Origin of the sequence: Pseudoxanthomonas sp. Root630 (assembly GCF_001427585.1) — a bacterium.
Lineage (GTDB): Bacteria > Pseudomonadota > Gammaproteobacteria > Xanthomonadales > Xanthomonadaceae > Pseudoxanthomonas_A.
Map to the genome: position 1 here is coordinate 607,293 of NZ_LMGY01000012.1, position 24,304 is coordinate 631,596.

Annotated in this window: 15 protein-coding genes; all 15 read left to right on the forward strand. The window is 69.6% G+C overall.

Annotation, left to right across the window (positions count from 1 at the left end; translation table 11 throughout):
- Nucleotides 1–15: 15 nt before the first annotated feature.
- Entirely contained in the window at nucleotides 16–843 is an 828-nt protein-coding gene (locus ASD72_RS08875; protein WP_056879840.1) for a DsbC family protein, read from the forward strand.
- A 79-nt stretch (nucleotides 844–922) separates the two neighbouring features.
- Entirely contained in the window at nucleotides 923–4,807 is a 3,885-nt protein-coding gene (purL, locus tag ASD72_RS08880) for a phosphoribosylformylglycinamidine synthase (RefSeq protein ID WP_056879547.1), read from the forward strand.
- Between the two features lie 78 nt (nucleotides 4,808–4,885).
- Complete coding sequence (gene gspE / locus ASD72_RS08885) at nucleotides 4,886–6,598, forward strand: type II secretion system ATPase GspE (RefSeq protein ID WP_056879548.1); 1,713 nt, start codon at nucleotides 4,886–4,888, stop codon at nucleotides 6,596–6,598.
- Nucleotides 6,599–6,601: 3 nt separating this feature from the next.
- Nucleotides 6,602–7,051, forward strand: coding sequence for a hypothetical protein (locus ASD72_RS08890; protein WP_056879549.1), 450 nt, complete (start codon nucleotides 6,602–6,604; stop codon nucleotides 7,049–7,051).
- 147 nt (nucleotides 7,052–7,198) lie between these two features.
- A complete protein-coding gene (locus ASD72_RS08895; RefSeq protein ID WP_200948854.1) occupies nucleotides 7,199–9,046 on the forward strand; it encodes a family 43 glycosylhydrolase in 1,848 nt (615 codons plus the stop codon).
- A 6,637-nt stretch (nucleotides 9,047–15,683) separates the two neighbouring features.
- Entirely contained in the window at nucleotides 15,684–17,483 is a 1,800-nt protein-coding gene (locus tag ASD72_RS08905) for a S8 family peptidase (RefSeq protein WP_056879551.1), read from the forward strand.
- 121 nt (nucleotides 17,484–17,604) lie between these two features.
- Nucleotides 17,605–18,819 carry a type II secretion system F family protein gene (locus ASD72_RS08910; protein WP_056879552.1) on the forward strand — a complete coding sequence of 405 codons (1,215 nt, stop codon included), beginning with the start codon at nucleotides 17,605–17,607 and terminating at the stop codon, nucleotides 18,817–18,819.
- Between the two features lie 22 nt (nucleotides 18,820–18,841).
- Nucleotides 18,842–19,276, forward strand: coding sequence for a type II secretion system major pseudopilin GspG (gene gspG / locus ASD72_RS08915; protein WP_056879553.1), 435 nt, complete (start codon nucleotides 18,842–18,844; stop codon nucleotides 19,274–19,276).
- A gap of 63 nt (nucleotides 19,277–19,339) precedes the next feature.
- The gene (locus tag ASD72_RS08920) at nucleotides 19,340–19,804 is read left to right on the forward strand and encodes a GspH/FimT family protein (protein ID WP_056879554.1); all 465 of its coding nucleotides are present in this window, start codon (nucleotides 19,340–19,342) and stop codon (nucleotides 19,802–19,804) included.
- Nucleotides 19,801–20,232: a prepilin-type N-terminal cleavage/methylation domain-containing protein gene (locus ASD72_RS08925; protein ID WP_056879555.1), complete on the forward strand. Its 432-nt coding sequence runs from the start codon at nucleotides 19,801–19,803 to the stop codon at nucleotides 20,230–20,232. Before ASD72_RS08920 ends, ASD72_RS08925 begins: the two co-directional genes overlap by 4 nt.
- Nucleotides 20,229–20,897, forward strand: coding sequence for a prepilin-type N-terminal cleavage/methylation domain-containing protein (locus ASD72_RS08930; protein ID WP_056879556.1), 669 nt, complete (start codon nucleotides 20,229–20,231; stop codon nucleotides 20,895–20,897). Before ASD72_RS08925 ends, ASD72_RS08930 begins: the two co-directional genes overlap by 4 nt.
- Entirely contained in the window at nucleotides 20,894–21,745 is an 852-nt protein-coding gene (locus tag ASD72_RS08935) for a type II secretion system protein GspK (protein WP_056879557.1), read from the forward strand. Before ASD72_RS08930 ends, ASD72_RS08935 begins: the two co-directional genes overlap by 4 nt.
- Nucleotides 21,742–22,884 carry a PilN domain-containing protein gene (locus ASD72_RS08940; protein ID WP_056879558.1) on the forward strand — a complete coding sequence of 381 codons (1,143 nt, stop codon included), beginning with the start codon at nucleotides 21,742–21,744 and terminating at the stop codon, nucleotides 22,882–22,884. The genes ASD72_RS08935 and ASD72_RS08940 overlap by 4 nt, the downstream gene beginning before the upstream one ends.
- Entirely contained in the window at nucleotides 22,877–23,485 is a 609-nt protein-coding gene (gene gspM / locus ASD72_RS08945) for a type II secretion system protein GspM (RefSeq protein WP_155944556.1), read from the forward strand. Before ASD72_RS08940 ends, gspM begins: the two co-directional genes overlap by 8 nt.
- Complete coding sequence (locus ASD72_RS08950; RefSeq protein WP_056879560.1) at nucleotides 23,475–24,296, forward strand: hypothetical protein; 822 nt, start codon at nucleotides 23,475–23,477, stop codon at nucleotides 24,294–24,296. The genes gspM and ASD72_RS08950 overlap by 11 nt, the downstream gene beginning before the upstream one ends.
- Nucleotides 24,297–24,304: the final 8 nt, after the last annotated feature.

The following is a 24,304-nucleotide window of genomic DNA, read 5'->3' on the forward strand; positions in this document are numbered from 1 at the left end:
TTCCGGATGCCCATGATGACCCGCCTGATCACCGCCGCCCTGTTGGGTGCCCTCAGCCTGACCGCCTGTGCACAGGCGCCGCAAGCGCCCGCCGACGCCAAACCGGCCGCGGCCAAGCCCGCGACGGCGTCGGCTGCCGCCAGCGGCTCGGCGGAGGACCGCGCCCGCGCCGCGATCGCCAAACTGAACCCGCGCGCCAAGGTGGAATACGTCGGCGCCGCGCCGCTGCCGGGGTTCCGTGAAGTCATCGCCGGCGGCCAACTGCTGTACGTCAGCGACGATGGCCGCTACCTGATGCAGGGTGCCGTGCTGGACATGGACCAGCAGGAAGACCTGATGCAGAACAGCGCCGCGCTGGCCGACCACCGCCGCAAGCTGATCGCGACGATCCCGAAGTCCGAGCGCATCGTGTTCGCGCCGCCGAACGCCAAGTACACCGTCACCGTCTTCACCGACATCGAGTGCGGCTATTGCCGCAAGCTGCATGGCGAAATCGGCGAACTCAACCGCCAGGGCATCGCGGTCGAATACCTCGCTTACCCGCGCATGGGCCTGGGCAGCCAGGACCACAAGGACATGATCTCGGTGTGGTGCTCGCCCGACCGCAAGCGCGCACTGACCGATGCCAAGGCCGGCAAGCCGGTCGCCGCACGCGATTGCAAGAACCCGGTGACGATGGAGTTCGACGTGGGCCAGCGCATCGGCGTGAACGGCACCCCGGCGATCTATTCGGCCGAAGGCGTGCAGCTGGGCGGCTACCTGCCCCCGGCCACCCTGCGGGCCAGGCTGGACGAACTGGCGGCCCGGAAGGCCCCGCCGGCCGCCGGTGGCGCCGCCCCGTGAACCCCGGAAGCCGGCCTGGCGCCGGCTTCGCTACAATAGCGGGCCCCGTCCTGACGGCACGCCCCCACGGTTCCCGGACATGATCGTCCTCGAAGGCCAACCGGCCTTGTCGCATTTCCGCCGCGCGCGGCTCGAATCCAAGCTCCAGTCCCTCGTTCCCGAAGTCCGCGTCCGCGGCGCCTGGCACGTGTATTTCGTCGAAGCCGATCCGGGGGCGACGCCAGACCTGGCCACGCTGCGCCGCGTGCTGCAGGCGAACGACGCAGATGCACCGCAGGCAGCGGGCACCGTCTCCCGTTTCGTGACCCCTCGCCTGGGCACGCTGTCGCCCTGGGCCAGCAAGGCGACGGAGCTGCTGCGCGGCGCCGGCCAGCCGGTCAAGCGCGTCGAGCGCGGCCTGCGCATCGATCTGGAGGGCTGGGACGATGCCTCGCCGGCCCTGGCCAAGGCGCTGCACGACCCGATGACCCAGTCCCTGCTCGCCAGCCGCGAGCAGGCGCAGGCGCTGTTCACCGCACCGACGCGCGGCGTGCTGGAACGCATCCCGCTGGCGCAACTGGAGGCCGCCAACGCCCGCCTGGGCCTGGCGCTGGCCGACGACGAGATCGACTACCTGCGCGTGCGCTACGCCGAGTTGGGCCGCGATCCGTCCGACGTCGAACTGATGATGTTCGCGCAGGCCAATTCCGAGCATTGCCGGCACAAGATCTTCAACGCCAGCTGGACGATCGACGGCAAGGAGCAGGACCGCTCGCTGTTCCGGATGATCAAGCACACCCACGCGCAGACGCCCGAGCACACGCTGAGCGCCTACAGCGACAATGCGGCGGTGCTGGAAGGCTACCCGGCGGCGCGTTTCCGCCCGGACGGCAGGGGGCAGTACCGCCTCGAGGCCAGCGTCGATTCGGCGTTCTGCATCAAGGTGGAGACCCATAACCACCCGACCGCGATCGCCCCGTTCCCCGGCGCCAGCACCGGTGCCGGCGGCGAGATCCGCGACGAAGGCGCCACCGGCCGCGGCGGCAAGCCCAAGGCCGGCCTGACCGGTTTCTCCGTGTCGCACCTGCGCATCCCGACGTTGCCGCAGCCGTGGGAGGCGTCGCGCGCGCTGAATCCACGCATGGCGCCTGCGCTGGACATCATGCTCGACGGTCCGCTGGGCGGCGCCGCGTTCAACAACGAATTCGGCCGCCCGAACCTGCTCGGCTATTTCCGCAGCTTCGAATTGCCGGAAGGCGAGGCCCTGACGCGTGCCTACGACAAGCCGATCATGCTGGCCGGCGGCCTGGGGGCGATCGACCGTATCCAGGTGGAGAAGAAGACGTTGTCGGCGGGCGATGCCGTCATCGTGCTGGGTGGCCCGGCCATGCTGATCGGCCTGGGTGGCGGCGCCGCCAGTTCGGTGGCCTCGGGAGAGAGCGCCGAGGAGCTGGATTTCGCCAGCGTGCAGCGCGACAACCCCGAGATGGAACGCCGCTGCCAGGAAGTCATCGACCGCTGCGTGGCGATGGGCGAGGACAACCCGATCCTGTGGTTCCACGACGTGGGTGCGGGCGGCCTCTCCAACGCGATTCCGGAGCTTCTGCACGACTCCGGCGTGGGTGGCGTGATCGACCTGGGCAAGGTGCCCAGCGATGATCCGTCGCTGTCGCCGATGCAGCTGTGGTGCAACGAATCGCAGGAGCGTTACGTGCTCGGCGTGCCGCAGGCGCGCCTGGCGGAATTCGCTGCGCTGTGCGAACGCGAGCGTTGTCCGTTCGCGGCCGTTGGGGTCGCGACGAAGGAAGAACACCTGGTCGTCGCCTACGGCGCTACGCCCGGCCACATCCCTGCCGATGCGCCCATCGATCTGCCGATGGACGTGCTGTTCGGCAAACCGCCGAAGATGCACCGCGACGCCGCGCACCCAGCGCCGCCGAAGTGGCCCGCGCTGCAGACCGATACGCTGGACCTGCTTGAAGCCGGCCTGCGCGTGCTCGCGCATCCGACCGTGGCGGCCAAGCAGTTCCTGATCACCATCGGCGACCGCAGCGTCGGCGGACTCACCGCGCGCGACCAGCTGGTCGGCCCGTGGCAGATGCCGGTTGCCGATTGCGCGATCACGCTGAGCGACTACGAAGGCTTCGTGGGCGAAGCGATGGCGATCGGCGAGCGCACGCCGTTGGCGCTGCTCGATGCCGCCGCCGCTGCCCGCATGGCGGTGGGCGAAGCGATCACCAACCTGTGCGCCGCACCCGTCGAATCGCTGCATCGCGTGAAGCTGTCCGCCAACTGGATGGCCGCCTGCGGCCATCCCGGCGAAGACGCGCTGCTGTTCGACGCGGTGAAGGCCGTCGGCATGGAACTGTGTCCGGAGCTGGACATCAGCATCCCGGTCGGCAAGGACTCGCTGTCGATGCAGGCGCAGTGGCACGACCAGGGCCAGGCGCACAAGTCGGTATCGCCGGTGTCGCTGGTCATCAGTGCGTTCGCACCGGTCACCGATGTGCGCCAACAGCTCACGCCGCTTCTGGCGCGCGAAGAGGACAGCGATCTGTGGCTGATCGGCCTGGGTGCCGGCAAGAAGCGCCTCGGCGGATCCGTGTTGGCGCAGGTCTACCCGCAATCCGGCGGCGATGCCGCTTGGCCGGCGTTCGCCGGCGAGGGCGTGCCCGACCTGGACGACCCCGAGCGCCTGCGCGACTTCTTCCATCTGATCGCCGATGCGCGTGAAGCCGGCGTCCTGCTGGCGTACCACGACCGCAGCGATGGCGGCGCTTTTGCCGCGCTTTGCGAGATGGCTTTCACTTCGCATGTCGGCCTGGACATCAATCTGGATGGTTGGGGCGACGATCCGTTCCGCACCCTGTTCGCCGAAGAGCTCGGCGCGGTCGTGCAGGTGGCGGCGGAAGATCGTGCCGCCTTCGCTGACCTGGTCGAGCGCCACGCGCTGACCGAATGCGCGCAACGCATCGCGCGGCCGACCACGGCGGCTTCCATCCGCGTGCAGCAGGATGGCGAGGTGCTGGCCGATTGGCGCTGGGAAGACCTGTTCGATGCCTGGTGGTCGGTGACGCACGCCATGCAGAAGCTGCGCGACAACCCCGACGCCGCCGACCAGGAGCGCGAGATCGCGCGCCAGTTCGGCCGCACCGGCCTGAAGCCGAAGCTCTCGTTCGATGCCGCCGAGGATGTCGCGGCGCCGTTCATCGCCACCGGCAAGCGTCCGAAGGTCGCGATCCTGCGCGAGCAGGGCGTCAATGGCCAGATCGAGATGGCGTCGGCCTTCACCCGCGCCGGCTTCGACGCCTTCGACGTGCACATGAGCGATCTGATCGCCGGTCGCGTCGCGCTGGCGGACTTCAGCGGCATCGCGGCCTGCGGTGGCTTCAGCTATGGCGACGTGCTCGGCGCGGGCCGTGGCTGGGCGACCTCGATCCTGGAGCGCAACGACCTGCGCGATGCCTTCGCGGCGTTCTTCGCCCGCGACGATACGTTCTCGCTGGGCGTCTGCAACGGCTGCCAGATGATGAGCCAACTGAAGGACATCATCCCCGGCGCGCAGCACTGGCCCAAGTTCCTGCGCAACCAGAGCGAGCAGTTCGAGGCGCGCGTCGCCCTGCTGGAAGTGCAGGAATCGCCGTCCGTGTTCTTCCGCGGCATGGCCGGTTCGCGCATCCCGGTGGCGGTGGCGCATGGCGAAGGCCGCGCCGAATTCAGCGGAGCCGTCGACCAGGCCACCGTGCGCGTGGCGCTGCGTTACGTGGACGGCGACGGCCAGGTGGCCACGCTGTATCCGCAGAACCCCAACGGCTCGCCCGAGGGCATCACCGGCCTGACCAGCGACGACGGCCGCGCGACCATCCTGATGCCGCACCCGGAACGCACACCGCGCAGCGCCAACCACAGCTGGCATCCGGCCGGCTGGCCGGAGGATTCGCCGTGGCTGCGCATGTTCCGCAATGCGCGGGTGTGGGTCGGCTGAACTAGCGGCCCGCGGGCACGCGGGCCGCGCCGGCCGGACGCGCCACCTGATAAAGTCCGGGGCGTCCAGGAGGCCCCCGTGAACGCAGCCGTGTCAGACCCCTCGCTTTCCGCCGACGAGCGCATCGTCGCCGCGCTGCTCGCGCGCGGACGGCTGAAGGAGGCCGACCTGGCGCGCGCGCGCCGCCTGCAGGAAGAGACCGGCGGCAGTCTGCTCGCGTTGCTGTCGCGCCTGGGCCTGGTGTCGGAGCGCGACCATGCCGAGACGGCGGCCGAGGTGCTCGACCTGCCGCTGGTCAGCGCCAAGGACGCGCCGGATGCGCCGCCGGAATCGGTGGTGCTGTCGCAGCGCTTCCTCAAGCAGTTCCACGTCTGTCCGGTAGGCGAGGGCGAACACCACGTGGACGTGCTGATGGCCGATCCGCAGGATGCCTATGCGCTCGATGCCGTGCGCCTGGCCACCGGCCGCGCCGTGCGCCCGCGCGTGGCGCTGCGCTCGGAGATCGACGACCTGGTCGAGCGCTACTACGGCCAGGGCCGCAGCGCGATGGGCGCCATTGTCGAGAACGCCGACGGCGACGCCACCGCCGACCTGGACGACGTGGAGCACCTGCGCGACCTCGCCTCCGAGGCGCCGGTCATCCGCCTGGTCAACCTGGTGATCCAGCGCGCCGTCGAACTGCGCGCATCGGACATCCACATCGAGCCCTTCGAGAATCGTCTGAAGGTGCGCTATCGCATCGACGGCGTGCTGGAAGAAGGCGAAAGCCCGCCGGCCAACCTCACTGCGGCGGTGATCAGCCGCGTGAAGATCATGGCCAAGCTCAATATCGCCGAGCGCCGCCTGCCGCAGGACGGGCGCATCATGCTGCGCGTGCAGGGCAAGGAACTCGACCTGCGCGTGTCCACCATGCCCACCGCGCACGGCGAGAGCGTGGTGATGCGCCTGCTGGACCGCGAGACGGTGGTCTTCGATTTCAAGCGGCTGGGTTTCACCGATGCGTTCCTGCCGCAGTTCCAGAAAGTGCTCGAGCAGCCGCACGGCATCCTGCTGGTCACCGGCCCCACCGGCTCGGGCAAGACGACCACGCTGTACACGGCACTGAGCAAGCTCAACACCAGCGACGTGAAGATCATCACCGTCGAGGATCCGGTCGAGTACCAGATCGAGGGCATCAACCAGATCCAGGCCAAGCCGCAGATCGGCCTGGATTTCGCCAGCGCGCTGCGCAGCATCGTCCGCCAGGACCCGGACATCATCATGATCGGCGAAATGCGCGACCTGGAAACCGCGCGCATCGCGATCCAGTCCGCGCTGACGGGCCACCTGGTGTTGTCCACCCTGCACACCAACAACGCATCGGGCGGCATCACCCGCCTGCTCGACATGGGCGTGGAGGACTACCTGCTCACTTCCACCGTCAACGGCATCCTGGCCCAGCGCCTGGTACGCCGGCTGGAGCTGTCGCACGCCGAGCGCTATCCGGCTTCGCCGGAGGAGATCGAGAAGTTCGGCCTGCGTCGCTTCCAGCCGGACGGCGAGATCTTCCTGTTCCGTCCGCGCGCTTCGGCCACGGCGCCGACGGGTTACCTGGGTCGCACGACGATCATGGAGTTCCTCGTCATGAACGACGAGATCCGTCGCGCGGTGATGCGCCATGCCGGTATGGGCGAGATCGAACAACTCGCGCGCGATGCCGGCATGCGCACGATGTATGAGGACGGCATCGCGAAGGCGCTGGCGGGCGAGACGACCATCGAGGAAGTGCTGCGCGTCACCGAGGAGGGTTGAGCCATGACGAATGCGTTGCTGCGTGTCTGTGTACTGGGAACGCTGCTGGCAACCCTGCCTGTCGCGGCGAAGGACAAGGCCCCGCGCACACTCGCGCGCACCGAACTGCCACAGGGTTTCGCGATCGGCAGCGGCGCGCCGGTGCTGGCGCTGCAGGTCGAGGTCGCGGATGGCAAGGTCGCGTCGTGGGCACCGGCGGGCGAGGGCACCGGCAATCTGCGCGGCACCCGCAGCGGCGATGCGGCGCAGACTACGCTGATGGTCTCCAGCACGTTGCCGGAGGCGATCAAGTTCGACCTCTATGTCTCCACCGATGGCGAGCGGTTCGAATACGCCAGTACCTGCGGCGTTACGCCGGGCGTGTCCTCGTTCGAGATGTGGGAGCGACCGGTCGCGCTGTTCGCGATGGGCAACCCGCGGGTGTTGCCGAAAGGGCGCATGGACTGCGACTGAGCCGGCCCGCGATCCAGGCGCTACCTCCTGAAAGCCCGGCGCATGCCGGGCTTTTTGCGTTCTGGGGGACGTTCGCTGCACTGCGGCTTTCCAGTGCATCCCGCCTCGGGAACACTGGCCCCATGTAAACGGTTACATGGGGGCGCGATGGAAATGTTCCGACTGGCCGGCGGGGCATGGCTGGCGTGCATGCTGCTGGCGGCGACCGGCCCGGCGTCCGCTGCGGAACGGCGGACCTATGCCAACCCCATCGACATCGACTACCGCTACAACTTCGAACAGGAGAGCCGCGGCATTTCGTACCGCACCGGCGCCGATCCGGTCGTGGTCCGCCATGGCGATGCGTACTACCTGTTCCAGACGCTGGCCGATGGTTACTGGCGTTCCACGAACCTGACGGACTGGGACTTCATCTCGCCGAGCCGCTGGCCGTTCGACAGCATGGTGGCGCCAGCGGTGATCTCCGACGGCGACCGCCTGATCCTCATGCGTTCGCTGTTCTCGCCGGGCGCGGTGCTGGTGTCGCGCGATCCGGCCAGCGGCCGTTTCGATTTCCTCACTCGCATGTTGCCGGAGCTGCCGAACGCAGTGGCGCCGGGGCGCGATGTCGGTCTGCCGGGCTGGCATAACGGCGATCCGCAACCCGACAGGATTCCGCCCGGGCCGTGGGACCCCGCGTTCTTCAAGGACGACGACGGTCGCTGGTATCTCTACTGGGGCTCGTCGGACACGTTTCCGCTGTACGGCATCGAGCTCGACATGTCGAAGGGCATGCGCTACCTCGGCACGCCGCGCGCACTGCTTGCGCTCGATCCCGGGAAGCACGGCTGGGAGCGCTTCGGCCAGGATCATCGCGGCGCGTTCTTCCCCGACGGCGAACCCGTGGGCAACTACATGGAAGGCGCGTGGATGACCAAGGTGGGCGGACGCTACTACCTGCAGTACGGCGCACCCGGCACCGAGCACAACGCCTACGCCACCGGCACGTACGTGGGCGACAGTCCGCTGGGGCCGTTCGAGTACGCGCCGTACAACCCGGTGGGCTACAAGCCCGGCGGCTTCGTGCAGGGCGCGGGCCACGGTTCCACGTTCCAGGACGCGCACGGCAACTGGTGGAACACCGGCACGCCCTGGCTGGGCCTCAACTGGACCTTCGAACGCCGCATCGCGATGTTCCCCGCCGCCTTTAGCGCCGACGGGCAGATGTCGGTCAGCACGCGCTTCGGCGATTTTCCGCACTACGTGCCGGACGGACCGAATGCCGCGCCGGAAGCCTTGTTCACCGGCTGGATGCTGCTGTCCTATCGCAAGCGCGCGACGGCTTCCAGCACGCGGGAAGGCTTCGCCGCCGGCAACGTCACCGACGAGAATCCGCGCACGCTGTGGGTGGCACGAAAGAACGAGGCCGGCCAGGCGCTGGACGTGGACCTCGGCGCCGTGAAGACGGTGCGTGCGGTGCAGGTGAACTTCGGGGACTACGACTCCGGGCGTTTCGCCGACGCCGACGACATCTACACCGAGTTCGCGCTGGAGCATTCGCTGGACGGCCGGCATTGGCAGCCGCTGGCGACCACGCCGGTGCCGCGTCGTGATCGTCCCAACGCTTACATCGAGCTGCCCACGCCGGTGCGGACGCGCCACGTGCGCTATGTGCACGGGCATGTGGGTGCTGCGCACCTGGCCATCAGCGACCTGCGCGTATTCGGCAACGCCGACGGGCCCATGCCTGCGATGCCACAGCAGGTGACGGCGCGACGGGATGCCGATCCGCGCAATGCCTTCGTGCGCTGGCGACCGGTGAAGGGGGCAGTGGGCTACAACGTGCGCTGGGGCATCGCGCCAGACCGGCTGAACTCCACGTACCAGGTATTCGCCGACCAACCCACGCAGCTCGAGTTGCGCGCGCTGAGCAAGGGCGTCGACTATCACGTGGCCGTGGAGGCTTTCGACGAGAACGGCGTGTCCGCACTCAGCCCGGTCGTGGCCGTGCGTTGAATGCAAGACGCGGGGTCCGGCGGCAAGCGCCGGACCCCGTCGCGGTTTACAGGTCGATACCGAAGCCCACGCCAGCCGACTTTTCATCGCCACTGAACGCACCGCCGATGCTGAACGACGCGCGTTCGCCGATCGGCTTCGAGTAGCCGAGCGACAAGGCGTTCTCGCCGTTCTGCCAACCGGCACCGACCGCGATGCGACCGCGCGGACTGCGGCTGCCGGCCGCGTTGATCGCCATGTTGAGCATGGCCGAGCTCATCGCGCCCATCCGGTCCAGACGGCGGTCCTGTTCGGAGAACCGGCGATTGACGTCGCCGCGGAAGGCGTTGAAGTCGTCCTCCAGCGCCTTGACCTGGAAGTCCGCGTAAGCCTTCGCGCTGGCCAGCGTATCGGCAGACGCCGCGTCGGCATAACTGCGCGCACTCTCGAGCGTGGCGACATCGCCGGCATCGGCGTACGCGGCGGCGGCAGCGGGCGCATCGGCAGCATCGGCCGATGCCGTCACCGCCGGCTGACTGCTGGCGACGGCGCCGCTACCGCCTTCGTCAGCGGTGGTCGCGGTGCCGCGCGCCGGCCCGTTGCCCGTGCCGCCCGTCGACGCGGTGCCGGTGGAGGTCGTCTCGCTGGCGCCGGTCCCGCGCGCCTGGCTGGCCTGCGCGGGGGGCGTGCTGCCGGTGGAGGCCGTGGTGCCCGTGCTCAATTCGTCGTACATGCCGAACAGCTGGTTGAGCTTGGCATCGACCGCCGTGAACGCTGCCCCGATGTTGTTGTACGACGTGCCCTGGATCGTGTAGCTGGGCGCGATGAAGACGCCGCCGGAGAAGCCGGCACCGCCGCCCAACGAGCTGGCCACGGAACTCAGCTGCGACAGGTTCACCGCATCGGTCGACTGGGTGCCGGCCGCCACATTGGTGATCTGCCGCTCGCTGCCGGCGCTGCCGACGGACACCGTGTCCTCACGATCGGCGACCGAATCGCCGCCGATCGCCACGCTGTTGTCGGCTTCGGCGGTGGCCAGGTTGCCCAGCGCGACCGCGTTGAAGCCGGGGGTGTACGCGCCGCCGCCGACCGCGACGGAGTAGTCGCCCGAGGCTTCGGTTGGAATGAAGCCGAAGAAGGCGCCGCCGACCGCCACGCTGTTGTCGCCGCTGGCGAGCGCATTCGAGCCCAGTGCGGTCGCGTCGTAGTTGCTCGCGACGGCGCCGAAGCCCAGGGCGGTTGCGCTTTCCTGCGACGCTTCGGCACCGTAGCCGAACGCCGAGGCGCCGAACGCCGAAGCGCTGCTGTAGCTGCCCATCGCGGCGGTCGCATCCTCGGAGGCCTCGCTGCGGAAGCCGACCGCCGTGGCCTGCACGCCCGATGCGCTGGCTTCGGTGCCGAGCGCGGACGCGTAGGCGCCTGATGCAGTCGCACCCGCACCGTTGGCGGTGGCGCCGACTTCGCCGGCCATGGCGCCCGCACCCACGGCCGTGGCATCGTCCGCCGTGGCTTCGGTACTCGCATAGACCGGGTTGCCGTCCTCGTCGAGCAGCGGATCGCCGTTGTCGTCGAACACCTGGCGCTGTCCGCCGATGGCGACGGCTCCTGCACCGCCGGCCTGCGCACCGGCGCCGTTGGCCACGCTGTTCGCGCCGGTGGCGGTGGCATTGAAGCCGGTCGCGGTGGCGCCATCGGCCAGTGCGAACGCACCGGAGCCGGTCGCCGTCGCGCCGACGCCGTCCGCGAGTGCGGCGGAACCGGACGCGGTGGCGTAGTCGCCGGTGGCGACCGCATCGTCGCTACCATCGCCTTCGCCGTTCGCCTTGAAGTAGCGGGTGGCGTTCTCCGACGCATCGGCCAGCGCGTTCAACTGGTCGAGGTTCACCGCGTCGGTGCCTTCCGTGCCCGCGGCGACGTTGGTGATCTGGCGTTCTGCGCCGATGTCGCCCACCGAGACCGTGTTGTCGCGATCGTTCCACGAATTCGCACCGATCGCGACGCTGTTGCTGGCGCCGGCCACCGAGTTCACGCCCAGGGCCACGCTGTCGTCGCCATCGGCGTAACTGTTGTGGCCGATGGCCGTGCTGTACTCGCCGGTGGCCCAGGCGCCGTTGCCGAAGGCCGAACCGCCGGTGCCGCTCGCGCGCGTGTTGATCAGTCCGAAGAACGTGGTGCCGCCGACCGCCGTGCTTTCGTCGCCACCCGCGCTCGCGCCTTCGCCGACCGCGGTCGCGCCGCTGCCGCCTGCATCGGCGCCATAGCCGAAGGCCGAAGCGAAATCGCCGCCCGCACTGCTATAGCCGCCGACCGTGGTCGACGCGAGCCCGCCGGCACTGCTACGGAAGCCGACCGCCGTCGATTGCGTGTCCGCCGCGGAGGCTTCCGTGCCCAGGGCCGTGGAGTACGCGCCGCTTGCGTTCGCGCCCGCGCCCACGGCGCTCGCGCCGACCTCGCCTGCGACGGCACCGGCACCGATCGCGGTGGCGTCGTCCGCCGTGGCTTCGGTACTCGCATAGACCGGATTGCCGTCCTCGTCGAGCAACGGATCGCCGTTGTCGTCGAACACCTGGCGCTGTCCGCCGATGGCGACGGCTCCTGCACCGCCGGCCTGCGCACCGGCGCCGTTGGCGACGCTGTTCGCGCCGGTGGCGGTGGCATTGAAGCCGGTCGCGGTGGCGCCATCGGCCAGTGCGAACGCACCGGAGCCGGTCGCCGTCGCGCCGACGCCTTCCGCAAGTGCGGCGGAACCGGACGCGGTGGCGTAGTCGCCGTTCGCTACGGCATCGTCGCTGCCGTCGCCTTCGCCATTGGCCTTGAAGTAGCGCGTGGCGTCTTCCGACGCGTCGGCGACGGCGTTCAACTGGTCGAGGTTCACCGCGTCGGTGCCCTCCGTGCCCGCGGCGACGTTGGTGAYCTGGCGCTCGCTGCCGGCGCTGCCGACGGACACCGTGTCTTCGCGGTCGGCAATCGAATCGCCACCGAGGGCCACGCTGTTGTCGGCGATCGCCGAAGCCAGGTTGCCGATGGCCGTCGCGNATTGGCCTTGAAGTAGCGCGTGGCGTCTTCCGACGCGTCGGCGACGGCGTTCAACTGGTCGAGGTTCACCGCGTCGGTGCCCTCCGTGCCCGCGGCGACGTTGGTGACCTGGCGCTCGCTGCCCACATCGCCCACCGAGACCGTGTTGTCGCGGTCGGCCGTCGAGTTGGCGCCCAGCGCCACGCTGTTGTCGCCCAGCGCCGTGCTGTAGAAACCGACCGCGGTGCTGTTGTCGCCGCTGGCCCAGGACTCCGCGCCCAGCGCAGTGGCATAGTCGCCGGGTGCGTAGGAGAAGAAGCCCACGGCGGTGCTCTCGAGCCCCGATGCTTCCGACAGGCTGCCTGCGGCCAGGCTGTAATCGCCGGCAGCGATCGCACCAGAGCCGAAGGCGGCGGCACTGAAGCCGCTGGCCTGCGTATACACGAGCAGACCGAAGCCGGGGATCAGGTCCGCCGGTCCGCCGACCGCCACGCTGTAGTCGCCGGTGGCGCCGCTGGCGTGGCCGAAGCTGGACGCATACGAACCGGTGGCGGTGCTGCCGTAGCCGAACGCCGAGCTGGCCTCGCCGCTCGCTTCGCTGAGCACGCCGAACGATGCACTGCCCAGTCCCGACGCCAGGCTGCCCGAACCCACGGCCGTGGCACCCAGGCCGGAGGCCACCGTGTTGACGGTGATCGGGTTGCCGCCGGCATCGAACGCCTCCACCTGGCCACCGATGGCGATGCTGGATTCGCCGCTGGCTTCCGCGCTGCTGCCGGTGGCGACGCTGTTGCTCCCGGTGGCGGTGGCATTGAAGCCGGTGGCCGTCGCACCATCCGCCAGCGCGAACGCACCCGAACCGGTCGAGGTCGCGCCGACGCCGTCGGCGAACGCCGCGGAGCCGGAGGCGGTCGCGTAGTCGCCGTTGGCCACCGCATCGTCGCTGCCGTCTTCCTCGCCATTGGCCTTGAAGTAGCGCGTGGCGTTCTCTGACGCTTCGGCGACGGCGTCCAACTGGTCGAGGTTCACCGCGTCGGTACCTTCGGTACCGGCGGCGACGTTGGTGATCTGTCGTTCGCTGCCGGCGCTGCCGACGGACACGGTGTCCTCACGATCAGCGACGGAATCGCCGCCGATGGCGACGCTGTTGTCGGCTTCGGCGGTGGCGAGGTTGCCCAGCGCGACGGAATTGAAGCCCGGCGTGTAGGCGCCACCGCCCACCGCGACCGAATAGTCGCCCGAGGCTTCGGTCGGGATGAATCCGAAGAAGGCACCGCCGACCGCCACGCTGTTGTCGCCGCTGGCGACAGCGTTGGAGCCCAGTGCCGTGCTGTCGTAGTTGCTGGCGACCGCCCCGAAGCCCAGGGCCGTAGCGCTGTTGCCACTGGCCTCCGCGCCGTAGCCGAAGGCGGAGGCCCCGAAGTTGGATGCGCTGCTGTAGCCGCCGACGGCGGTCGCGGCATCATCGGAAGCATCGCTGCGGAAGCCGACCGCGGTCGCCTGGATACCCGATGCGCTGGCTTCGGTGCCGAGCGCGGACGCGTAGGCGCCGGATGCATTCGCGCCTGCGCCCGCCGCCGTCGCACCCACTTCGCCGGCGACGGCGCCCGCACCGACCGCGGTGGCGTCGTCCGCCGTGGCTTCGGTACTCGCATAGACCGGATTGCCGTCCTCGTCGAGCAGCGGATCGCCGTTCTCGTCCAACAACTGGCGTTGCCCGCCGACGGCGACGGCACCCGCACCGCCGGCTTGCGCACCGGCACCATTGGCCACGCTGTTCGCACCGGTGGCGGTGGCATTGAAGCCGGTCGCGGTGGCGCTATTCGCGAGCGCGAAGGCGCCGGAGCCGGTCGCGGTCGCGCCGATGCCGTCCGCGAGTGCGGCAGAGCCGGACGCGGTGGCGTAGTCGCCGTTGGCGACCGCATCGTCGCTGCCGTCGCCTTCACCGTTGGCCTTGAAGTAGCGCGTGGCGTCTTCCGACGCGTCGGCGACGGCGTTCAACTGGTCGAGGTTCACCGCGTCGGTGCCCTCCGTGCCCGCGGCGACGACGGACACCGTGTCTTCGCGGTCGGCAATCGAATCGCCACCGAGGGCCACGCTGTTGTCGGCGATCGCCGAAGCCAGGTTGCCGATGGCCGTCGCGTTGGTGCCCGGTGCCCACGCGCCGCCACCGACGGCGGTGGAGAAATCGCCGGACGCTTCGGTCGGCAGGAAGCCGAACAGGGAACCACCCACCGCGACGCTGTTGTAACCGGTCGCGATCGAACCTGAGCCCAGCGCGGTACTGTCGCCGCCGCTGGCATCGGCGGCGTAACCGAGCGCCGTATCGAAGGCGCCCGAGGCGTTCGCGAATCCGCCGATCGCCACCGTCGCGATGCCGGTCGCACTGCTGGTATGGCCCACGGCGAGCGCTTGCGTGCCCGACGCCGAAGACGCGCTACCGAACGCGCCGGCATAGGCGCCGGTAGCGTTGCTCCCGGTGCCCACGGCACTGGCGCCCGCGCCCGTCGCGTTGGCCAGGGTGCCGACGGCGGTCGCGTTGGCGCCGGCCGCGTTGCTCTGGCTGCCCAGCGCGGTCGCGCCCTGCGCGCTGGCACTGCTGTCGTAGCCGACCGCGGTCGCATTCACGCCGGTGGCTTCCGCCAGCCCGCCGACCGCGGTGGCGCCGCTCTTGTTCGCGATGCTCTTGTAGCCCACGGCGACTGCGTGGCGGCCGGAGGCATCGACGCCGTCGCCGCACGACACCGCGTTCTCGCCCGGACGGCCATCCTTGATCGGATTTCCGCGCGCATCCACACAGTAGGCGGGGCCCGTCCCGATCTGCGGCTTGTCGTTCTGCTGCTGGCCTTTCTGCTTGTCATGGGCCAGCGCGGCGCCGAATGGCGCGCCTGCGAACAGTGCCGCGACCAGTAGCGTGATGCCCAGGCGCGCACGCACGCGGGCGCCCGACGTCATCACGCCATGCGCGCGGCGCGCGAACTCGGATGCCACCACCAGCATGCCGAGGGAGGGGTTCCACACCTTGCTGTAAATCCTGTTCATGGATCACGTCCTTCATCTGTGTTTTCGGGGGAATACGACAGCACCCATGCCGGTGCGGCATGGGGGTCAAGGCGGACTACGTCAGGGGCACGGACAACACGGCACGCGACAGGGGACGCGCACGGCCGTGTCGCACGGAGCGGAAGAAACGAAAGGGAAAGATGCGTTGAAGTCGGAACGGCAGGCGTACGAGCGCCACCTGATTCGCGAAGAGCGCGACGATGCCGCATCGCGCCGGGAAAGACGTGCAAGTGGATCCGTGAAACAAGATTTCGCGACAGCGAAAGATTCCCGCATTCCCCATCCCCTCATCCCGAGATGACACCAAAACACTCCGTGTGGTCGAACACTACAACCGCGTTGTGCAATTTGCGAGAGATTTGCTACGTTCGTCGAACCGCGATGAAACCGCTTAAAACAAGGCGTTAATGCCATGTGTAGGGCGCGTGCAGAAGATGTGTTCTTCGCGTGAAGAGTGTCGGCGCAGGTAAACAGGGGTACGTGCACGATGCGCTTGAAAGGGAAGTCGCAAGTCGTTGAGTAAGCACGTTGTAAACGGGTTACCCAGTTCGTTCATCCTTGTAGACATGGAGCAGGTCAAGTGAATCCACATTCTTCTTTCCGCAATTCGCGTCGTCGTCCCCTGGTTGCTGCACTCGCCGCAATCGTCGCGCTGGGCGCCTTCGCCGGCCATGCAGTCGCGGGCGATGTCAGCACCGCCGGACTGCGCGATGGCGAAACCTATGATCGTTTCATCGTGAAGTACCGCGATGGCAGTACCGCGCGCGCAAACAGCGCGACGTTGCAGCGTTCGCTGCTCGGCGCCGTCTCGCGCGCCGCGCTCGGTCCCGCGAACGGCAAGGCCGTGGGCGCGGCGAAGCTGCGCCGCCTCGGCATCGGCGCCGAGCTGGTGCAGACGTCACGCAAGCTGGACCGCGTGGAAGCGGAAAGCCTGCTGCGCCAGCTGGCGACGGATCCCGAGGTCGAGTTCGTCGAAGTGGATGCGCGCCGTTACGCGCGCCTGGTGCCGAACGACACCTACTACAACCAGTACCAGTGGCATTTCAAGGATCCGGTCGGCGGCATCAACCTGCCGGCGGCATGGGACAACGCGACCGGCGCGGGCGTGGTGGTGGCGGTGCTCGATACGGGCATCACGACGCACAGCGACCTCGATGCGAACATCCTTCCCGGCTACGACTTCATCAGCGACACGTTCGTTTCCCGCGACGGCGACGGCCGCGACGCCAACCCGCGCGACGAGGGCGATTGGAACCCGGTGGCCGGCGAGTGCTATACGGGCTCGCCGGTGCAGGACAGCAGTTGGCACGGCACGCACGTGGCCGGCACGGTGGCCGAGGTGACCAACAACGCGAAGGGCATGGCAGGCGGTGCGTTCAACGCGAAAGTCGTGCCCGCACGCGTGCTGGGGCGCTGCGGCGGCTACACCTCCGATATCTCCGATGCGGTGATCTGGGCGTCCGGCGGCACGGTGGCCGGCGTCCCCGCCAATGCCAACCCCGCGGAAGTGATCAACCTGAGCCTGGGCGGTTCCGGCGCGTGCAGTGCGGTGGAGCAGAACGCGTTCAACATCGCCATCGCCAATGGCAGCACGGTGGTGGTGGCGGCAGGCAACGACGCCGGCAATGTCAGCGGCTACTCGCCGGGCAACTGCGCGGGCGTGATCACCGTCGGCGCCACGCGGATCACCGGTGGTATCACGTCGTACTCCAACTACGGTACGCGGATCGACATCTCCGCACCGGGCGGTGGGGGCGGCGTGGACGGCAATCCGGGGGGTTACGTGTGGTCCACCGGCAACGCCGGCACCACGGTGCCTACGACCGAGACGTACTTCGGCATGGGCGGCACCTCGATGTCGGCGCCGCACGTCGCCGCCGTGGTCGCCCTGATGCAGAGCGTCGCCGAGACGCCCCTGACGCCGGCGCAAGTCCTGGCCACGCTGAAGTCGACGGCACGACCCTTCCCGGTGGCGCCGCCGGCGAACCGTCCGATCGGCGCGGGCATCGTCAATGCCGCGGCGGCGGTACAGGCCGTCATCGGCGGCGGCGAGCCGCCCACGGCGACGCCGTTGACCAACAACGTGGCGGTCGGCGGCAATACCGGGGCCAAGGACGCGGTCGTGCAGTACGCGCTGGTGGTACCGGCAGGCGCGACGAACCTGTCGTTCATCAGTTACGGCGGCACCGGCAACGCCGATGTGTACGTCAAGTTCGGCAGCGCCGCGACCGCGACGAACTACGACCTGCGTTCGGCGCGACCCGGCAACAACGAGGTGGTCAACATCGCCGCACCGCAGGCGGGCACCTACTACGTATCGCTGGTGGGCAAGACGAAGTTCGCCAACGTCAGCGTACGCGGGAGCTTCGCCTCACCCTGACGGCCGGCGATGCGGCGCGATGGCCCCGTGCACCGGGGCCATCCGCTCCGGCACGTGGCGCGCATGACGTTGGCCGGGTGAATGCGGTAAGTTGGTGCATTCTCCGTGGCCCCCGTCCTGCATGCCGCTCTACCGCTACAAGGCCTTGAATGCGCATGGCGAAATGCTGGAAGGCCAGATGGAGGCCGCCAGCGACGCCGAAGTGGTGTCGCGCCTTCAGGAGCAGGGACATCTGCCGGTGGAGGCCGCGCTCGCCGTTGCGGGCGCCGGCCGCAGTTGGGCGCAACTGTGGCGGCCGAATGCGTTCGCCGGCGACCGGCTGGTGCAGTTCACCCTGCAGCTGGCGACGCTGCTGGGCGCAGGGCAACCGCTGGATCGCGCGCTGGGCATCCTGCTCGACCTGCCCGAAGACGAGAAGGCGCGCCGCGTGATCGCCGACATCCGCGACAGCGTGCGCAGCGGTGCGCCCCTGTCGGCCGCGCTGGAGCGGCAGCACGGCATCTTCTCGCGGCTCTACGTCAACATGGTGCGCGCCGGCGAGGCCGGCGGCAGCCTGCACGAAACACTGCAGCGCCTGGGCGACTACCTGGAGCGCACCCGTGCGCTGAAGGGGCGCGTGATCAATGCGCTGGTCTATCCGGCGATCCTGCTGGTGGTGGTGGGCCTGGCGCTGTTGTTCCTGCTGGGCTACGTGGTGCCGCAGTTCGCGGTGATGTACGAAAGCCTGGACGTCACCCTGCCGTGGTTCACGCGCGGCGTGCTGTGGATCGGCAGCTTCGTGCGCGATTTCTGGTTCGTGCTGATCGCCGTGCCGGCGTTCGCGCTGCTGTGGTTCGATCGCCGCCGCCGCGACCCTGCGTTCCGCGCCCGGCTGGATGCCTGGTTGCTCGGCCGTCCGCTCGCGGGTCCGCTGCTGGCCCGGCTGGAGACGGCCCGCCTGGCCCGCACGCTGGGCACGCTGTTGAAGAACGGCGTGCCGCTGCTGACGGCGCTGGGCATCGCCCGCAACGTGCTGGGCAACCGTGCCTTGGCCGCCGACGTCGATGCCGCGGCCGACGATGTGAAGAACGGCCATGGCCTGTCCGCCTCGCTGGGCAAGGGCAAGCGTTTTCCCCGCCTGGCGCTGCAGATGATCCAGGTGGGCGAGGAGTCGGGCGCCCTGGACAGCATGCTGCTGAAGACGGCCGAGACCTTCGAGCAGGAAACCGCTCAGGTGCTGGACCGTATGCTGGCCGCCCTGGTCCCCGCCATCACCCTGATCCTGGCCGCGGTGGTGGGTGTCGTCATCATCGCCGTGCTGGTCCCTCTGTACGATCTGACCGGCGCCATCAACTGAGTACACCGGAGAGCCCGAGACCATGTCCCGCACGCGTTCCAATCCCGCCTTCCGTTCCCTCCGCTCGCAGCAGGGTTTCAGCCTGCTGGAGATCATCATCGTGCTGGTGCTGATCGGCGGCATCCTGGTCCTCGTCGGCAGCCGCGTGATGGGCGGCGCGGACAGCGGCAAGGTGAAGCTGGCGCAGTCGCAGCTGCAGACGCTCTCCGGCAAGATCGAGACCTACCAGCTCGATACCGGCAGCTATCCCGCGCAACTCTCCGACCTGGTCGCGCAGCCCGGCAACGCGACCGGCTGGCTGGGTCCGTATGCGAAGGAGAGCGAACTGAAGGATCCGTGGAAGAACGCCATCGAGTACCGGATCCCCGGCGAATCGCAGCGCTTCGACCTGATCAGCCTCGGTGCCGACGGCAAGGCCGGCGGCGACAGTGTGAACGCCGACATCAAGAACGAGTAACCACGCGCGCCCGCCGCCATGGCTGACTGCGTCCCGCCCCCGCGTTCGTTCGCGTGCGCCGCCATGGGGCGCGCATCGCAGGCGGGCTTTACGCTGCTCGAAACGCTGCTGGTGCTCGCGCTGATGGCCGCCGCGGCCTTGCTGGCGGCGATGGCATTCACCGGCGGCCTCGAAGGCATCAAGCTGCGTTCCGAATCCAAGGAGATCGCGGCGCAGCTGCGCTACACCCGCGCGCGCGCGATCGCCACCGGCCAGGCGCAGCGCTTCCGCATCGATCCGCGCGGCCATCGCTGGGAAGCCGCCGGCGACCACCGCGGCCGCATCGATCCGGCGCTGGCGGTGAGCTTCACCGGTGCACGGCAAGCGCAGGCGCGTGCCGGCGAAGGCGCGATCCTGTTCTTCCCCGATGGCGGCGCCACCGGTGGCCGCGTGACGCTGACAGCGGAACGCGCGGCGTGGAGCGTCGATGTCGCCTGGCTCACCGGCGAAGTGCGGGTGTCGCGCGAGACGGTCGGAGTGGCGCAGTGAAGTCGCCGTCGTCCGCCAGCCAACGCGGTTTCACCCTGCTCGAAGTGCTCGTCGCGTTCGCGCTGCTGGCCCTGGCGCTGACGCTGGTGCTCGGCGCGCTGTCCGGCGCGGCGCGGCAGGTGCGTCAGTCGGCCGACAGCAGTCGCGCCACCTTGCATGCGCAGTCGCTGCTGGCGCAGCTTGGTTCCGGCGAGGCGCTGCAGCCCGGACAGCGCGAAGGCGACTTCGATCGCGGACGTTACCAGTGGACGCTGGAGGTGTCGCCGTTCGCCGATCCGCTCGCATCGCGTGCGCAGCTCGATCCAGGCGCGCCGCAACTCCTCGACGTCCGCCTGCTCGTGCGATGGGGGTCGGAACGCGGGCAATCGCTGCAGTGGCGCACGTTGCGGTTGGCACCGCGCGACATCAACCAGGCGGCGCCGCCATGACGCGCCGGCAGGGCGGGTTCACGCTGATCGAGGTGCTGGTCGCGCTGGTACTGATGGCGGCCGGTCTCGCGCTGGCCTTCGCCATGCTGCGTTCGTCCACCGCGGTCGCGGCACGCGGCGAAGACATGGCGCAGGCAAGCGAGCGCATGCGCGCGGTGCACGGCTATCTGCGCGCGCGGCTCACGTCGGCCCAGCCCATCGTGTTCGCCACCGACCGCGGCACGCTGCGGCAGGCGCGCTTCATCGGCACGCCGCAGCGCATGCGGTTCGTGACCGACCTCCCGGACTACCTGGGCCACGGCGGCCCCTATCTGCATGACGTGGTGGCCGACGGCGAAGGGCGCCTGCTCGTCGGTTTTTCGGTGGCGCAGCCGGAGGCGTCGCTGGACGATCTCGAGCAGCGCGCCGCCGCGCAGCGCCCCGAGCGCCTGGTCGATGGCCTGCGCGCGGTGCGCTTCCACTACCGGGGCCTGGATGCGGACAACCGCCTGGGTCCGTGGCAGGACCGCTGGGAAACCTCCGAGATGCTGCCGTTGCAGGTGAAGGTGGAAGTGGAAGCGGTGCGCGGTGGTCGCTGGCCGGACCTCGTCGTCACGCTCACGCGCAGCGAAGGCGGTGCCGGTGGCGGCCTGCTGCCGGGCGGCTCGAATCCGGTGCTGCCATGAAGCGCCAACGCGGTGCCGCCCTGTTGCTGGTGCTGTGGCTGGTGGCGCTGCTCACGGCGCTGGTCGGCGCATTCGCGTTGACCGCGCGGATGGAGGCCATGCAGGGACGCGTCGGAAGCCGCGGTGCGGTCGCGCAGGAGGTCGCCCGCGCCGGGCTCGAGTACGCACTCGTCCGCGTGGCCGATCGCAACCCGCAGACGCACTGGCAGCCGAACGGGAGACCGTATGCCTGGACTTTCGATGGCAACGCGGTCGAAGTCCGCATCATCGACGAGACCGGCAAGGTCGATCTCAACCAGGCCGATGCGGGCTTGCTGTCGCGCCTGATGCAGGCGCTGGGCGAACCCCCCGATATCAGCGATGCACTGGCCGGTGCGCTCGTGGACTGGCGCGATACGGACAACCTCAGCCAGCCTTCGGGCGGCGCAGAGGATGACGATTACGCTTCCGAAGGCCGCGACTACGGTGCGAAGGACGCGCCGTTCGAGACGGTGGCCGAAGTCGAGCAGGTGCTGGGCATGACGCCGGCGCTGTACGCGCGGCTGGCACCCTTCCTTACGCTGTACTCGGGGCGCGGCCAGCCCGACGCGACCTATGCGCAGGGCCCGGTGCTGGTCGCGATGGGCATGGATGCCGCGACGTGGCTGGCGCAGCGCAATGCCATGGGTGCGACCGGTGACACCCAACTCGTCGGCACCGGCAGTGGCACGTATAGTATCGAGAGCCGTGCGCGGCTGACCGATGGCCGCGAGGCGTCACTAAGGACGGTGGTGCGCGCAGGCGCCAATCCCGTGCCGGGATCGGCCTACACCTTGTTGCGCTGGGAGGAGGGAGCGTCACCACAATGAGCGGCGTACGCGACACCTTGCAGCAGTTCCGGGCACGCCTGGGGCCGGGGCCGAAGAGCTTCCTGGCCTGGTGGGGCCTGGCCCTGGCCAGTTGCCTGCCCGCGCGTTGGCGCGTGCTGCTGGGCCTGACCCGCGAGCGCCTGTTCTTCCAGCGCGACGGCGACGAGATCGCCATGAGCTGGATGGAAGGGGCCACGCGCCGCGAACTGGCGCGCCTGCCTTCCACCGTGGCCCCGGATGAACTCGTTGCCGTACTGGGCAGCCGCCTGGCGGGGCTGCCGCGCTGGTGGCTGGCGCCGGCGGGCATGGTCCTGCGGCGGCGCCTGCCGCTGCCGGCGGCGGCCGCAGATCGCCTGCGCGACGTGGTCCGGTTCGAGCTAGACCGGCAGACGCCGTTCACCGCGCAGGAGGCCTGTTTCGATGCGCGCGTGGTCGGCGTGCGCGAGGACGGTCAGCTCGATGTCGAACTCGTCGTGGTGCCGAAGCCCGCGTTCGACGGTGCACTCGCGCAACTGGGCGCACTGGCGCCGGTCCTGGCCGGGGCCGATGTGGAAGATGCCCACGGTCTGCCGGCTGGCGTGAATCTGTTGCCCGAAACCGCCCGGGCGGCGACCCAGGCGCCGAATCGTGGCTTGCACCTGACGCTGGCCAGCGTGGCGGTGGTCGCCCTGGTGCTGGGCGCCTGGCTGGTGCTCGACAACCGCCGCGCCGCCGCCGACGCCTTCGCGGTGCAAGTGGAGAGCCGCGCGGACGAGGCCCGCCGCGTGGCGGCAGGGCGGCAGCAACTCGTCGATCTGGTCGCCGGCATCACCACGTTGAACAACACGAGCGCACGACGCCCCACCGCGCTCGAGGTCATGGCCGACGTGACCCAGCGGCTGCCCGACAACACCTATCTCGAAAAGGTCGCCATCGAAGGCGACCGGCTGACCCTGATCGGGTTCAGCCCCGAAGCTTCCGGGCTGGTCGCGCGCCTGCAGGGCTCGAAGCTCTGGCGCAACCCCGCATTGAGCGGCGCGCTGCAGCCTGATCCACGCACGCGCATGGACCGCTTCACCCTGACCGCGGAACTGCTGGGCAAGCAGGAGCCCGCCGCGGCCGGCGCCAACGGAGGGCCCAATGCCGCCGGCCATGACTGACCGCGACCGCGCGCTGGCGCTGACGCTGCTGCTGGCGGCGTTGCTGCTGGGCTACTTCGTGCTCGTCCACCCGTGGTGGACGGTGCCGATGCAGGAGGTGAACACGCGCGTCGGCGAGCTGCGCGAGCGCGAACTGCGCATCCGTACCCAACTGGCGCAGGCCCCGCAGGTGCAGCGCGAACTTTCCGCTGCGCTGGCACAGCAGGCCCAGCGCCCCGGGTTCCTCCCGGAAGCGACGGTGGAGCTCGCGACCGCGGGCCTGGTGCAGCGGCTCGAAGGCATCGTGAAGCAGGCCAGCCCCGGCAACCGCAGCTGCGCCATCGCCAACCAGTCGCCGCTGGCGCTGCCGGGGCGCGAGGTCTATCCGCGCGTGGTCGTGCAGGTACGCCTGCGTTGCGGTGCGCCGGAGCTCGCCTCGGTGCTGCACCAGATCGAATCCGGCAGCCCGCGCCTGTTCGTCGAGAACCTCAACATCCTGGCCCAGCGCTATGCCTTCCAGGCCAGCGAGAGCGGTTCGGGCGGGCTCGACGTGAACTTCGATCTGTACGGCTACCTCAAGCCCGCGCCCGCCATGCCGCAGGAGGCGCCCGATGCGCCCTGAAGCCTGGACCGCACGCACGTGGATCCTGGCGACGGTGGCCGGCTGGTCGGTGGTGGTCCTGTTGTTGGCCGTGTTCGGCCTGGGCGGGCGCATCACCCCGTTGCCGGCCGATCCTTCCCTGGTCCAGGCGCTGCCGAAGCTGCCGCCGGCCCCACCCGAACGGCTGGGCGGCCTGCCTCAATACGCGGAAGTCGGCGATCGCCCGCTGTTCTCCGAGGACCGTCGACCCAAGCCGTTCTTCCTGTCCGGCGAGGAAGCCGCCGCACCCGCTTTCGATCTGGTCCTGAGCAGCGTGCTGATCACTCCGGCGCTCGAGATGGCGATCGTCCAGCCGGCCCAGGGGGGCGAGGGCCGTCGCGTGCGGGTCGGTGAGTCGCCCGAAGGCTTCCCCGGCTGGCGGTTGACCGAACTGTCCCCGCGCCGTGCCGTGTTCGATGGGCCTGAAGGGCGCCGTGAGCTGGAGTTGCGTGTATTCGACGGCGCCGGTGGCCAGCCGCCGACCGCCGTTGCGGTTCCGCCCGCCTCCGGCCCCATGCCTGCCTCCCCGAACACACCTCCCTCGGCCCGTCCGACAGGTGGCAACGCAGGTCCGGTCGCGATGCCGACCGTCCCGTCGCCGTCGACCCCGACGGCATCGGGCACGACGCCTCCCGCCGTCGCGCCGTCGCCACCGCCGCCGAGCGCACCGGCAACGACGACCGAGCAGCAGATGGATGCGATCCGCCAGCGCATCGAACAGCGCCGCGCACAACTGCGCCAGCAGCAGGCCAACCCCAATCCGCCGCCGGCAACGCCCGGCCAGACACAGTAGAGTGCCGG